This window comes from Streptomyces sp. UH6 (assembly GCF_013421635.1).
In the GTDB taxonomy this organism is placed as follows: domain Bacteria; phylum Actinomycetota; class Actinomycetes; order Streptomycetales; family Streptomycetaceae; genus Streptomyces; species Streptomyces abyssomicinicus.
In genome coordinates this window covers 1-13537 of the sequence record NZ_JACADT010000061.1, presented here as the reverse complement: position 1 = coordinate 13537, position 13537 = coordinate 1, and the positions used below count along the sequence as shown (strand labels likewise).

At 71.0% G+C, this 13537-nt stretch carries 11 protein-coding genes and 1 pseudogene; 8 read left to right on the top strand and 4 right to left on the bottom strand.

Annotation, left to right across the window (positions count from 1 at the left end):
* The 4 genes and pseudogenes from HW445_RS06555 to HW445_RS06540 form a co-directional block, all read left to right on the top strand.
* A pseudogene (locus HW445_RS06555) lies at nt 1-530 on the top strand (ABC transporter ATP-binding protein); the annotation flags it as partial.
* Nucleotides 531-691: 161 nt separating this feature from the next.
* A complete protein-coding gene (locus HW445_RS06550) occupies nt 692-1573 on the top strand; it encodes a FadR/GntR family transcriptional regulator (RefSeq protein ID WP_174887235.1) in 882 nt (293 codons plus the stop codon).
* A gap of 419 nt (nt 1574-1992) precedes the next feature.
* Nucleotides 1993-3516 (top strand): RNA polymerase sigma factor, encoded by a 1524-nt coding sequence (locus HW445_RS06545; RefSeq protein WP_180220074.1) that lies wholly within the window; start codon nt 1993-1995, stop codon nt 3514-3516.
* Between the two features lie 148 nt (nt 3517-3664).
* A complete protein-coding gene (locus HW445_RS06540; RefSeq protein WP_180220073.1) occupies nt 3665-4507 on the top strand; it encodes a serine protease in 843 nt (280 codons plus the stop codon).
* A 125-nt stretch (nt 4508-4632) separates the two neighbouring features.
* Here HW445_RS06540 and HW445_RS06535 read toward each other — a convergent pair whose 3' ends face one another.
* Complete coding sequence (locus tag HW445_RS06535; protein WP_151775281.1) at nt 4633-4869, bottom strand: hypothetical protein; 237 nt, start codon at nt 4867-4869, stop codon at nt 4633-4635.
* Between the two features lie 453 nt (nt 4870-5322).
* Here HW445_RS06535 and HW445_RS06530 point away from each other — a divergent pair, with 453 nt between their 5' ends.
* From HW445_RS06530 to HW445_RS06520, 3 genes are all read left to right on the top strand, one after another.
* Complete coding sequence (locus HW445_RS06530) at nt 5323-7446, top strand: type IIA DNA topoisomerase subunit B (protein ID WP_180220072.1); 2124 nt, start codon at nt 5323-5325, stop codon at nt 7444-7446.
* Between the two features lie 319 nt (nt 7447-7765).
* Nucleotides 7766-8284: a DUF485 domain-containing protein gene (locus tag HW445_RS06525; protein ID WP_180220071.1), complete on the top strand. Its 519-nt coding sequence runs from the start codon at nt 7766-7768 to the stop codon at nt 8282-8284.
* A complete protein-coding gene (locus HW445_RS06520) occupies nt 8281-9873 on the top strand; it encodes a cation acetate symporter (protein WP_180220070.1) in 1593 nt (530 codons plus the stop codon). The genes HW445_RS06525 and HW445_RS06520 overlap by 4 nt, the downstream gene beginning before the upstream one ends.
* A 110-nt stretch (nt 9874-9983) precedes the next feature.
* Here the strand turns inward: HW445_RS06520 and HW445_RS06515 are convergent, their stop codons facing one another.
* The 3 genes from HW445_RS06515 to HW445_RS06505 form a co-directional block, all read right to left on the bottom strand.
* Complete coding sequence (locus HW445_RS06515; RefSeq protein WP_180220069.1) at nt 9984-10958, bottom strand: sucrase ferredoxin; 975 nt, start codon at nt 10956-10958, stop codon at nt 9984-9986.
* 130 nt (nt 10959-11088) lie between these two features.
* On the bottom strand, nt 11089-11328 hold the full coding sequence (locus HW445_RS06510) for a hypothetical protein (protein ID WP_180220068.1): 240 nt from the start codon (nt 11326-11328) through the stop codon (nt 11089-11091).
* Nucleotides 11329-11528: 200 nt separating this feature from the next.
* Nucleotides 11529-12071 (bottom strand): DUF6082 family protein, encoded by a 543-nt coding sequence (locus tag HW445_RS06505; RefSeq protein ID WP_180220067.1) that lies wholly within the window; start codon nt 12069-12071, stop codon nt 11529-11531.
* Between the two features lie 322 nt (nt 12072-12393).
* On the opposite strand from HW445_RS06505, the gene HW445_RS06500 reads away from it, so the two are divergent.
* On the top strand, nt 12394-13497 hold the full coding sequence (locus HW445_RS06500; protein WP_180220066.1) for a GTP-binding protein: 1104 nt from the start codon (nt 12394-12396) through the stop codon (nt 13495-13497).
* Nucleotides 13498-13537 lie beyond the last annotated feature (40 nt).

Sequence of the window (13537 nt, the reverse complement as noted above, 5' to 3'; positions counted from 1 at the left end):
GCACCGCTCCTCGGCGACTGGGGATGCTGGTCGCCAAGTTGCTGGTCTCGGCGACGGCGGCCGCCGTGCCCGCGTTCGTCGCCGTGGTCGTCGACGCCTTGCTGCTGAGGCTGTTCCTCGGCGAGGAGTACACCGCGTTGCCTCCCGGGTGGCCGGCCCTGGCGGCGGGCTGGCTCGCCCTGGTGACGGCGTGCGCGTGGGCGGGCGTGCTGGCCGCCGGGCTCTTCCGGTCCGTCGCCGGAGGGCTCGCCGCGGTGCTCGCCGTCCCCGTCGTCGCGACCCCGCTGGCCGACCGGGCCGTCGGACTCCTCCTGCCCGCCGCGGGGGCCGGACGTCCGCTGCGGTGGAGCGGTGAACTGCTCGCCCGATGGCCCCTCGGCCGCCCCGGAGCTGCCGGGGAGGCGCTGCGGGTGATCGGTCAACCCATGGGCGTCGCGATGGCGTTGTCGCTCGCGGCGCTGGTGTGCGCGTACCTGTTCACAGGGCTGCGCAGGGTGGCCCGGCAGCGTCCGGAACGGGGCCGAAGGTGACCGCTCGACGCTTCGGAGTCCCCCCGTACGCCCAACTCGCCATGGAACGTCACATTTCTTTCCGATAAGGCGTCAATTGAGACGGGGTGAGCGATCACCCTTTCGTGTGCTTTTCACCAAAGCGCTCAAGGGAGTTGGCGCCAGCGCCGACAAAAGACTTCGTGAGTACCCTTGCGCACACCATGATGACCGCCGCCCGCTCCGCCGACTCCGGCCTGGCCGGCGCGGGTGAAATCGACCGCTACCCCTACGCCGAGGGCCCCACGGCGGACAGGGTCGGCGTGCCCTCCTGGGACGCCGAACCGGAGCTCGGCCGGGTCGGTGCCCGCCGCGCGGCCGGAAGCCGTGGCCGCGGACTGCACGGCCAACTCGTGCAGCAGCTGGGACAGATGATCGTTTCCGGCGACCTGGGGGCGGACCGGCCGCTCGTCCCCGAGGAGATCGGTCAGCGGTTCGAGGTGTCCCGCACCGTCGTCCGCGAATCGCTCCGCGTGCTGGAGGCCAAGGGCCTGGTCAGCGCCCGGCCCAACGTGGGCACGCGGGTGCGGCCGGTCAGCGACTGGAATCTGCTCGACCCCGACATCATCGAATGGCGGGCCTTCGGTCCCCAGCGCGACAACCAGCGCCGGGAGCTGACCGAGCTGCGCTGGACGATCGAGCCGCTCGCCGCGCGGCTGGCAGCCGGGCACGGCCGGGAGGACGTCCAGCAACGCCTCGCCGACATGGTCGAGATCATGAACCACTCGGTGGCCCAGGGTGACGCCCTGACCTTCTCCCGGGCCGACGCCGAGTTCCACTCCCTGCTCATCCAGGTCGCCGGTAACCGGATGCTGGAGCACCTCTCGGGCATCGTCTCGTCCGCCCTCCAGGTCTCGGGAGGTCCCGTCACCGGCTGCGACCGGCCGAACGAGACCTCGCTGACCCACCACGCGCGCATCGTGGAGGCCCTGGCGCAGGCCGACGGCGCGGCCGCCGAGGCCGCGATGCGGCAGCTGCTCACCGTGCACCCGGACACCGTCGTCCCGGCGCCCCGCGAGCACTGACGGAAGAGGGGCCGGGCGCCGCCGGGGCGATGTCCCGGCGGCCCCTCCCGTCCGGCGTCGGCGCGGCCCCCGCGTCCGGCCACGGCGACTCATCCCCCTCCGGTGTCCGCGGGGCGGGGGTGTCCTGCATCACGAGATCTGCGGAAAACGGTCGGTCCGTGACCGGCGATGACCGACTATCTTCGGTATTGCACCCTTTCGCGGTGTGACTCGGGCCACGCAGATTGGGCGTAACGCTCGGCGGAGCAGCGCGATGACCTAATAGGTGACAGCCGAGGAAGGAATACGGACGCCGTACGCGGCGCTTCCCCTCCCGGCCCGAGCCCGCGCCGTCGGCTCATCCCCAGGTCGGCGGTCGTCGGCTCCTGTCCTCGCGGACGGGGCCGGAAGCCGTTTTCCAACGTTCCGAGAGGTTGTTCGTGTCGGCCAGCACATCCCGTACGCTCCCGCCGGAGATCGCCGAGTCCGTCTCTCTCATGGCGCTCATCGAGCGTGGGAAGGCTGAGGGGCAGATCGGCGGCGATGACGTGCGTCGCGCCTTCGAAGCCGACCAGATTCCGGCCACTCAGTGGAAGAACGTTCTCCGCAGCCTCAACCAGATCCTCGAGGACGAGGGCGTGACGCTGATGGTGAACGCGGCGGAGCCCAAGCGCGCCCGCAAGAGCGTCGCCGCCAAGAGCACCGCGAAGCGCACCACGACCCGGTCGGTCGCCGCCAAGACGGTGGCCAAGAAGACCGCCGCTCCCGCGGCTCCCGTCGAGGAGGGTGAGGAGGCGGAGGCCGCCTCGCCCGCCAAGAAGGCCGCGGCCAAGAAGACCACCGCCAAGAAGACGGTGGCCAAGAAGGCCACCGCCAAGAAGACCGCGGCGAAGAAGACGGCGTCCAAGAAGGACGACCCGGACCTCGTCGAGGAGGAGCTCGAGGAGACTCCCGGCAAGGCCGGCGACGAGCCCGAGGGCGCCGAGAGCGCCGGCTTCGTGCTGTCCGACGAGGACGAGGACGACGCTCCGGCCCAGCAGGTCGCCGCGGCCGGCGCCACCGCGGACCCGGTCAAGGACTACCTCAAGCAGATCGGCAAGGTCCCGCTGCTCAACGCCGAGCAGGAGGTCGAGCTCGCCAAGCGCATCGAGGCCGGTCTGTTCGCCGAGGACAAGCTGGCCAACTCGGACAAGATCGCACCCAAGCTCAAGCGCGAGCTGGAGATCATCGCCGAGGACGGCCGCCGCGCCAAGAACCACCTGCTGGAGGCCAACCTCCGACTGGTCGTCTCGCTGGCCAAGCGGTACACGGGCCGCGGCATGCTCTTCCTGGACCTGATCCAGGAGGGCAACCTCGGTCTGATCCGCGCCGTGGAGAAGTTCGACTACACCAAGGGCTACAAGTTCTCCACGTACGCCACCTGGTGGATCCGTCAGGCGATCACCCGCGCCATGGCCGACCAGGCCCGCACCATCCGTATCCCGGTGCACATGGTCGAGGTCATCAACAAGCTGGCCCGCGTCCAGCGCCAGATGCTCCAGGACCTGGGCCGCGAGCCCACCCCGGAGGAGCTGGCCAAGGAACTCGACATGACCCCGGAGAAGGTCATCGAGGTCCAGAAGTACGGCCGCGAGCCCATCTCGCTGCACACCCCGCTGGGCGAGGACGGCGACAGCGAGTTCGGTGACCTGATCGAGGACTCCGAGGCGGTCGTGCCGGCCGACGCGGTCAGCTTCACCCTCCTCCAGGAGCAGCTGCACTCCGTCCTGGACACCCTCTCCGAGCGTGAGGCGGGCGTGGTCTCCATGCGCTTCGGCCTCACCGACGGCCAGCCGAAGACGCTCGACGAGATCGGCAAGGTCTACGGCGTGACGCGCGAGCGCATCCGTCAGATCGAGTCGAAGACGATGTCGAAGCTGCGTCACCCGTCGCGTTCGCAGGTCCTGCGCGACTACCTCGACTGACCGCGACCGGTCGCAACCGGTCGGAAAGCGCGGCGAAGGCCCGGCTCCCCCTGGTGGGAGCCGGGCCTTCGCGTCGTCGCACCTGTGGTGACGGGTCCCGCTGGATTACTTTGGGTCGACACATGGTCGACCCGGAGTGAGGAATGTCATGCGTTTTCTCCCAGCCGTGGGGGTCGCGGCGGTGGCCTCGTCGCTGGCGGCGCTGGTACCGGCCGTGCCGGCGGCCGCCGACGCGGGAACCGCTCGGGGCGGTGCCTCGCGTGTCGTCGTCGGAGGGTTCCCCGTGGAGGTCGAGCAGGCCCCCTGGACCGTGGCGGTCTCCAGCCGCAGGCTCTTCGGCGAGACGAGAGCCGGGCACTTCTGCGGCGGCGCGGTGATCGGCGCGAGCACCGTGCTCACGGCCGCGCACTGCCTGGGCGAGCAGGTGCTGGGCACGCCGCCCGACCAGGTGCCGGACCTCGCGGTGATCGCGGGACGGTCCGAGCTGACCGGCGAGGGCGGCCGGGAGATCAAGGTGCGGGACACCTGGGTGAACCCGGGGTACGACGAGGTCACCAACGCCGGTGACTTCGCCGTGCTCACCCTGGCGGAGCCGCTGCCGAGGAGCTCGGTGGTCAAGGCCGCCCCCGCGGGTGACGGCGCGTACCGCCCGGGCACCTCCGCCACGGTCTACGGCTGGGGTGACGTCAACGGCTCGGGGGCCTACTCCCGGTCGCTGCGGGCGGCGCAGGTGCACGTCCTGGCGGACACGTGGTGCGAGGAGGCCTATCCGGGGGGCTCGGAGGGCGCCTACATGCCCCGGGCGATGCTCTGCGCCGGAGAGCCCGGGGGAGGCCCCGACGCCTGCCAGGGGGACAGTGGGGGCCCTCTGGTGGCCAAGGGCCGGCTCATCGGGCTGGTGTCCTGGGGCAGCGGCTGCGGGCAGGCCCGGAAGCCGGGGGTGTACACCCGGGTGTCCGAGGTCGTGCGCGCCCTGGCCGGGCAGCCCTAGGACGGTCAGGGACCGACTGCGCGGGGAACGAGCAGAGGCGGCCGGCCTCCCTGGCGGGGGAGGCGGCCGCCCTTGTCACCCGGCCTGTGCCGGATTAGCTCGTCGTGGGTGGAGTGTCGGCGCTCTCAGCGCTCTCCGTCGGGTTCGGCTGCGGCCGGTCCGGAGGACGTCAGCCGCTCCGTCTCGTCCTGTATCTCGGCGGCGATCTTCTTGAGTTCCGGCTCGAACTTGCGGCCGTGGTGGGCGCAGAAGAGCAGTTCTCCGCCGCTCAGCAGGACGACGCGCAGGTATGCCTGGGCGCCGCAGCGGTCGCAGCGATCGGCGGCCGTCAGCGGGCTCGCGGGGGTCAGAACAGTAGTCACGTCGCCTCTTCTCTAGCTCGACGAGCTGTCGTACCAGGGTCAACATCCAACCAGGCCGAAAACGTTCCCGCTCGCGGCTTTTCCTCGAAAGATTTCTTGGCGAGGCGGCTGTCTGCTGCCGGTTGGCGGCGAATGTGCCGTAGTGCGTGTCTTCGTGTCGTACGGGTTCGCGCTTCTTCCAGTGTCGGTCCTCCGACGGCTGAACGCCGCTTGTTGAGGAGGACGTGCCCGGAGCCTAAAGGGTTCATGCCTGCCGCGGAACGTGATGTGTGCTTCACTCCTCCGAGGTATCGAACGTCCATACGATTCTGGCTTAGGGTTTGATCGAGGACGAGGGTGGCGTTACATCGGCCTCATCAGGCATCGGTACTCTCTGGAGCGGTGACCGAGCCGTGGAGCGTCCCCCGGCGACGCCCAGACATGCCCAGAAAAATTCAGCGAGGAGCGAACCGCGTGACCGCCGACACGACCGTGCCGTCCACAGCGCTGCTGACCGGAGCAGATCGGGACGGTTCCAACTACACCGCGCGGCACCTGCTCGTCCTGGAGGGACTCGAGGCCGTCCGCAAGCGCCCTGGCATGTACATCGGGTCCACGGACAGCCGTGGCCTGATGCACTGCCTCTGGGAGATCATCGACAACTCCGTCGACGAGGCCCTCGGCGGGTACTGCGACCACATCGAGGTGATCCTGCACGACGACGCCTCGGTCGAGGTCCGGGACAACGGCCGCGGCATCCCGGTGGACGTCGAGCCCAAGACCGGCCTCTCCGGCATCGAGGTCGTGATGACCAAGCTGCACGCCGGCGGCAAGTTCGGCGGCGGCTCCTACGCGGCCTCCGGCGGTCTGCACGGCGTCGGCGCCTCCGTGGTGAACGCCCTCTCGGCCCGCCTGGACGTCGAGGTCGACCGCAACGGCCACACGCACGCCATCGGTTTCCGGCGCGGCGTCCCCGGCGAGTTCTCCGGCCAGGGCGAGAACGCGAAGTTCGAGCCCGGCAGCGGGCTGCGCAAGAAGAGGAAGATCCCCAAGAGCCGGACCGGCACCCGCGTCCGCTACTGGGCGGACCGCCAGATCTTCCTGAAGGACGCCAAGCTCTCCCTGGAGAACCTGCACCAGCGCGCCCGCCAGACCGCCTTCCTGGTCCCCGGCCTCACCATCGTGGTGCGGGACGAGTTCGGCCTCGGTGACGGCGGCAGCAAGGGCGAGGAGTCCTTCCGCTACGACGGCGGCATCAGCGAGTTCTGCGAGTACCTCGCCTCCGACCGCCCCATCTGCGACGTCCTGCGCTTCTCCGGCCAGGGCACCTTCAAGGAGACCGTGCCCGTCCTCGACGAGCACGGCCAGATGACCCCGACCGAGGTCACCCGGGAACTCGGCGTGGACGTGGCGCTGCGCTGGGGCACCGGTTACGACACCACGCTGCGTTCGTTCGTCAACATCATCGCCACCCCCAAGGGCGGCACCCACGTGGCCGGATTCGAGCAGGCGATCGCCCGCACGATGAACGAGGTGCTGCGCAGCAAGAAGATGCTGCGCGTCGCCGAGGACGACGTCGTCAAGGACGACGCCATAGAGGGCATGACCGCGGTGGTCACGGTCCGGCTCGCCGAGCCGCAGTTCGAAGGGCAGACCAAGGAGGTCCTGGGCACCTCGGCGGCCCGCCGGGTGGTGAACCAGGTCGTCTCCAAGGAGCTCAAGGCGTTCCTGACCTCGGCCAAGCGGGACGCCGCCCAGCAGGCGCGCGCGGTCCTGGAGAAGGCCGTGGCCGCCGCGCGCACCCGGATCGCCGCCCGCCAGCACAAGGACGCCCAGCGCCGCAAGACGGCGCTGGAGTCCTCCTCGCTCCCGGCGAAGCTGGCCGACTGCCGCAGCGACGACGTGGACCGCAGCGAGCTCTTCATCGTCGAGGGCGACTCCGCCCTCGGTACCGCGAAGCTGGCCCGGAACTCGGAGTTCCAGGCCCTGCTGCCGATCCGCGGCAAGATCCTCAACGTCCAGAAGTCGTCGGTCAGCGACATGCTGAAGAACGCCGAGTGCGGCGCGATCATCCAGGTCATAGGCGCCGGGTCGGGGCGGACCTTCGACATCGACGCCGCCCGCTACGGCAAGATCATCATGATGACCGACGCCGACGTCGACGGCTCGCACATCCGCTGCCTGCTGCTGACCCTCTTCCAGCGCTACATGCGGCCCATGGTCGAGGCCGGCCGGGTCTTCGCGGCCGTGCCGCCGCTGCACCGCATCGAGCTGGTCCAGCCCAAGCGCGGCCAGGACAAGTACGTGTACACCTACTCGGACCGCGAGCTGCGCGAGACGCTGATGGAGTTCGAGCGCAAGGGCGTCCGCTACAAGGACTCGATCCAGCGATACAAGGGCCTGGGCGAGATGGACGCCGACCAGCTGGCCGAGACGACGATGGACCCGCGTCACCGCACGCTGCGCCGGATCAACCTCTCCGACCTGGAGGCGGCCGAGCAGGTCTTCGACCTGCTGATGGGCAACGACGTCGCACCCCGCAAGGAGTTCATCTCCAGCTCCGCGGCGACGCTCGACCGCTCCCGGATCGACGCCTGACCGCGAGCCGGCCGCGTCCGGTCCGCCGCACGGCGCACGCCGCGCGGTGGGACCGCCGCGTGATCCGCCCGGGTGTCCTCGGACACCCGGGCGGAGGCATGCCCGGGTAGGGCGTGTCCGCTTAGGGCGTGTCCACCCGGAGGCGTGCCCGCGGTGCAGACGGGTCCCGCTCGGGAACGCCGCGTGGGGTGTACCCGGGGATCACCCGTGCGGGAGATACACCTGTGACCGTTGACTTTTCGGTCACCTGATGGGGTGAGAGAGCCGCCGAAAGAGTCCGGGATGTTCACGGTCTGTCCATCATTGTTCCTACGGCCGAATGGAGCCGTGGGACAAGGAGATTTCGGTGAACAAGCACGACGGTCGCGATACCGGAGAGGTGCGGTTCGACGACCCCTGGTACGACGCACTCGCCTTCGGCTGGGGTGAGACGGACGGCACGGGAGAGCTGACTCCCGCGGTGCCGGCCGCGCGCCAGGCGCAGGAGGAGAGCAGCGACCGCGCGGCCGCCGACGTCTACCTGGAGGTGCAGCGGAGCGCGGCCTTCCAGGAGGTGCGCAGCCGCTACCGCAAGTTCGTGGTCCCCGCCTTCGTCTCGTTCTTCCTCTGGTACGTGGCCTACGTGGTGACCGCCACCACCGCGACCGAGTTCATGGCCACCCCGGTGGCCGGCTCGGTGAACGTGGCGATGCTCGCCGGCCTCGGCCAGTTCCTCAGCACCTTCCTCCTGACCTGGGCCTACGCGCGCCACGCCCGGCTGCGCCGGGACCGTGCCGCCCTCCAGCTGCGCTGGGACACCCAGGAGTTGACGCGTGGCGCCCGGGGTGGTGCCGCATGACGGGCAACCACCAGTCCCTCGTGCTGGTCCTGTTCAGCGTCTTCGTCGCCGTCACGCTCGGCATCACCACCTGGGCCGGCCGCAAGCGGCACGGTTCCGCCGAGGAGTTCTACACCGGAAGCCGGCTCTTCTCCCCGGTGGAGAACGGCCTCGCCATCGCCGGTGACTACATGTCGGCCGCCTCCTTCCTCGGCATCTCGGGCCTCATCGCCCTGTTCGGCTACGACGGGATGCTCTACTCGGTCGGCTTCCTGGTCGCCTGGCTCGTGGTGCTCCTGCTGGTCGCCGAACTCGTGCGCAACTGCGGCCGGTTCACGCTCGCCGACGTGCTCGCGGCCCGGATGCGGGAGCGGCCGGTGCGGATCGCGGCCGGCACCTCCTCGGTGATCGTCTCGGTGCTCTACCTGGTCGCGCAGATGGTCGGCGCGGGAAGTCTCGTCGCCCTGCTGCTCGGAGGCACGGGCGGAGCGGCCCAGACCTGGACCGTCATCGGCGTCGGCGCCCTGATGGTCGTCTACGTGTCCCTGGGCGGCATGCGGGCGACCACCTGGATCCAGATCGTCAAGGCCGTCCTGCTGCTGGCGGGCACGCTGGTGCTGGGCGTGCTGGTGATGGTCCGCTTCGGCGGCGACTTCAACGAGCTGCTGAGCACGGCCGCCGACAACAGCGGCTTCGGCGAGGCGTTCCTCGCCCCCGGCCTGGAGTACGGCGGGAGCTGGACCGACCGCCTGGACTTCATCAGCCTGGGCCTCGCCCTGGTCCTGGGCACCGCGGGCCTCCCGCACATCCTCTCGCGCTTCTACACCGTGCCCACGGCCCGTGCCGCGCGCCGGTCCGTGGTGTGGGCGATCGGCCTCATCGGAGGCTTCTACCTGATGACGATCCTGCTGGGCTTCGGCGCCGCGGCGATCGTGGGCAGTGACGAGGTCCGCGCGTCCAACGAGGCCGGCAACACGGCGGTGCCGCTGCTCGCGCTCGACCTGGGCGGCGGGAGCGACTCGACGGGCGGTCCGGTGCTCTTCGCGGTGGTGGCGGCGGTCGCCTTCGCGACCATCCTCGCCGTCGTCGCCGGCGTCACGCTCTCCTCCTCGGCGTCGGTCGCCCACGACCTCTACGCCTCGTTCCGCCGGGCGGGCGCCAAGCAGCGCAGCGAGGTCGCGGTGGCCCGGGTCGCCGCCGTGGGCATCGGCGTCGTCTCGATCGGGCTCAGCCTGCTGTCCGGCAGCCTGAACGTCGCCTTCCTGGTCGGCCTGGCCTTCGCCGTCGCCGCCTCGGCCAACCTTCCGGTGCTGCTGTTCACGCTCTTCTGGCGCCGGTTCACCACACGGGGCGCCGTCTGGTCGGTCTACGGCGGCCTGATTCCGGCGGTGGCCCTGGTGGTCTTCTCGCCGGTGGTGTCCGGCAGGCCGACGTCCATGTTCCCCGGCTCGGACTTCGCCTTCTTCCCGCTGGAGAACCCGGGACTGATCTCCATCCCGCTGGGCTTCGTGGCGGGGTGGATCGGCACGGTGACCTCCTCCGAGGAGCCGGACGAGGCCAAGCACGCGGAGACCGAGGTCCGGTCCCTGACCGGAGCGGGAGCCGTCTGACCGCCTCACCTGCCGCGCGTCCTCAGGACGACGCACCGGGAACCCCACGGCCGGGCGCCCCGCGCACTCCAGTGCGCCGGGGCGCCCGGCCGTCGATGTCCCGCGGAACATCAGGAGGTCGGACCGTCCGCTGTCTCCGCCCCCTCCTCCGCGATCCGCAGCACGTCCATCCGGACGGGGGAGCCGAGGGGTGCGCCGCAGCTCTCGGGGCGCGGCGGACCGGCCGAGTTCTCCGCCACCACCACACGCCAGCGGCGGCCGTCGGCGTGTGCCACGGTGGCCGCCCAGAGCGGCGGGGCTCCCTCCTCGTCGCCGGCCGGGAGGGGCCTGAGCCCGGTGACGTCGAGGGCGTCCGCCGAGGTCTCCCCGATCCGCGCCCGCACGGCGAGCTCGGCGGCCTGTCCCGGCCGCGGCCACGCCGAGCGGCCCCGGCAGTGCTGAGTGACCACCTGTCCCTCCCGGGCCCGGTGCAGGACCTCCTTGACCGCGGGGGCGTCCACGCGCCCGTACGCGTACCCGTGGGGGAGCACCAGCAGGGTCGGTGAGAAGCGGTGCCCGCCGAGGTGGGTGACCTCCCAGGTGCCCGTCACCCCGGAGGCGGCCAGTTCGGCGGCGAGCGGTCGCCCGAGGAGCGCACAGCAGCGGTCGCGGCGGCCGTTGGTGCAGACGAAAGCCAGGGGGCAGCCGTTGTGCGGCACGGCGGCGGGCAGCGCGGCGTCGAAGGCCCCGGGAGCGCCCCGGCCGAGCGCCGCGAAGTCGATGTCCAACAGCCGCTCGGGTTCGGAGGTGACGGCGCTGCGTATCCATCCGTCGCCGGGAACGGTGTGCGCGGCGTACACCTGCCGCAGGGGCGGAGATCCGTGGTCCGCGTGACGTCCCGGTCGCCGGATCAGCGCGACCCGCACCCCGCTGCCCGCCGCGGCGTCCTTCAGGGCGCGCCCCAGCGCGGGGTCCAGCCGGCTCGACGTGAGCGCCTCGGGACCCCACGGACCGGGCTGCTCCAGCAGCAGCCACGTCCTCGCGTGCACCGCGGTCCCGGCGATCGGCTCGTCCAGGACCCGTGACACGGTTGCGCACCTACTCACACAGGTGAGCCTAACCTGACCAGGGTGACCGGCGCGGCTCGGCGGGGCTCGTTCGGGGGACGCGTGCCACCTCAGTGCGAAGCCGGGCCCCGCGCGGTGCGCGGGACCCGGCTCCGAAGGACCACCGGAGTCAGGCGTCCGGGATGTCCGCCTTGGCCTTCACCAAGGTGTCCCGGCTGATGATCACGATGCGTTCGTAATCGGCCCGCGAGGCGTCGGCGGGGAGCTCGCCGTCGAGGTCGGCTGTCGCCTCGGTGCCGATCACCGCGAAATTACCGTCGGACAGTTCGAAAATGTCCGGGCAGTTCCCGCCGCCGACGCTGCCACGAGCTGTCGGCGGCACGCCGATCCGACGGACGATCTGTGTCACTGTTGCGTTCCTCTTGTCGTGCGTTGAAGGGGCCTGCACCGCGCGTCTGCCTGCGCGAGGTCCCTGTGGGGCGTGCTCGCCGGGCGGTGTGCGGGAGGCGGGTGGCGGGGGTCGCCGCGTGGGATCGCTTGCGAGTCAACCCGGTCGCGACTGGGACAACGCCCGGGTTGATCAATCCGTTATGGGCAATACCCGAGCTGTCACTCCGGGGGCGCATCGCCGGCCACCCACCACTCCTCCGCCTCGTCGAGTTGCTGGAACAGGTCGTCGATCAGGCGGCCCATCGCGGCCTCGTCGGAGTCGGGCGGCACGGTGTCGCGCTGGTGCTGGGTGGCGTACCAGTACTCGACCATCACGGGGTTCTGGAACAGTCCCCGGGCGTACTTCACGAACTCCGTCCGGGTGAGGTTGCCGAGCCGGTAGTAGAAGAGCAGGTTCGTGTACTGGGCGTTCGCGAAGAGGTACTGGCGGCGCTTGCGCGGCGTGACGGCCGGGCCCTCGTAGACGTCGAGGACCTCGGCGAGGTCCGGGTCGTCGAACGCCTTGCTCATGAGGGACCAGTGCAGGCGTTGCTGGGTGGTGAGGTTGACCTCCCTCTGGATGGCGCGGGCCTGGTCCAGGTGCTGCTCGAGGCAGGCCTTGAGTTCGCAGAGGGCACGTCGCTGGACCGCTGTCGCGGTGATCGCCCCCGCGGCGGCGCCGACGCACGCGGCGACCGCGGAGCGTAAAAACCGTGTGGCCATGTCAATCCCCCGATCAGGACGACCGAGCGCCGGTCGTCGGGTCGGAGCGGTCGACACGGGCGGGGACCGGCGAGCGGTGGGCGCTGCTCTGTGCTGCCGCTCCCAGGGTGCCGAGCGGCGCTGATCGGCGGGAGGCGGAGAAGGAGGCGCACGGAGGGACGTGCGGGTCACCCGGACCGGCGCCATGGTGAAACGTTTGCCCAGCAGGAGACGCGAACAATCGTTCACCAAGAGCCGTTTCCCAGGCCTCATATCCTGGCGGCGGCATTCGGAAGCGAGCAGCGTGCGCCGGGGCGCGCGGTGCGGTGAGAGAGGGCGCGACATGAGCAGCGGGACCCCGCAGACCCCCCAGCCCCCGCAGATTCCGGTCGTCGTGCTGGCAGGGTTCCTCGGCGCGGGGAAGACCACCCTGCTGAACCACCTGCTGCACCACAGCGGAGGCAGCCGCATCGGAGCGGTGGTCAACGACTTCGGCGCCATCGAGATCGACGCCCTGGCGGTGGCCGGCGCGCTGGGCGACTCCACGGTGTCGCTGGGCAACGGGTGCCTGTGCTGCGCCGTGGACGTCGGGGAACTGGACGAGTACCTGGGCAGGCTGGCCCGGCCCTCGGCGGGGATCGACGTCATCGTGATCGAGGCGAGCGGGCTGGCGGAGCCGCAGGAGCTGGTGCGGATGGTGCTGGCCAGCGAGCAGCCGGAGGTCGTCTACGGCGGGCTGGTGGAGGTCGTGGACGCGGCCGAGTTCGAGGCGACCAGGGCGCGGCACCCGGAGATCGACCGGCACCTGGCGCTGGCGGACCTGGTGGTGGTCAACAAGATCGACCGTGCGGTGGACCGCGAGGCGGTGCTGCGCACGGTGCGCGGACTGGCCGACGGGGCCGCGGTGGTGCCGGCGTCGTACGGGAGGGTCGACCCGGAGTTCCTCTTCGACTGCCGGCCGTCGGGTGAGCGGATCGGGCAGCTGTCCTTCGACGACCTGCACGTGTACCAGGAGGGCGAGGCGTACGGCGGGCATCTGCACGCCGGGTACGAGAGCGTGTCGTTCGAGGCCGGGCGGGCGATCGACCCGCGGCGGCTGATGCGGTTCCTCGACGAGCGGCCGGAGGGGTTGTACCGGATCAAGGGGTACGTGGACTTCGGCGCGTACGACCCGCGCAACCGGTACGTGGTGCACGCCGTGGGGCGGTTCCTGCGCTTCTACCCGGAGCCCTGGGGGCCCGATGAGCGGCGGGGGACCGGTCTGGTGCTGATCGGGTCCGGGATCGACGCGGAGGGGCTGGCGAAGGAGCTGGACGCCTGTGTGAGCCCGACGCCCGCGGAGGCGGACCAGGACGGGATGTGGGGCGTGCTGCGGTACGTGCGGGGCGAGGACGACGCGGACCCGGACGCCCCCGGGGATCAGGGGAACGGCGCCCCCGCGGAGTAGCGGAACGCCACCCCCGGGGTCCGGCGGAACGCCGCCCCCG

Coding starts and splice junctions, on each gene's coding strand:
- HW445_RS06540 (WP_180220073.1), top strand. CDS start 3,665: ATGCGTTTTCTCCCAGCCGTGGGGGTCGCGGCGGTGGCCTCGTCGCTG.
- HW445_RS06525 (WP_180220071.1), top strand. CDS start 7,766: ATGGAGCCGTGGGACAAGGAGATTTCGGTGAACAAGCACGACGGTCGC.
- HW445_RS06505 (WP_180220067.1), bottom strand. CDS start 12,071: ATGGCCACACGGTTTTTACGCTCCGCGGTCGCCGCGTGCGTCGGCGCC.
- HW445_RS06500 (WP_180220066.1), top strand. CDS start 12,394: ATGAGCAGCGGGACCCCGCAGACCCCCCAGCCCCCGCAGATTCCGGTC.
- HW445_RS06520 (WP_180220070.1), top strand. CDS start 8,281: ATGACGGGCAACCACCAGTCCCTCGTGCTGGTCCTGTTCAGCGTCTTC.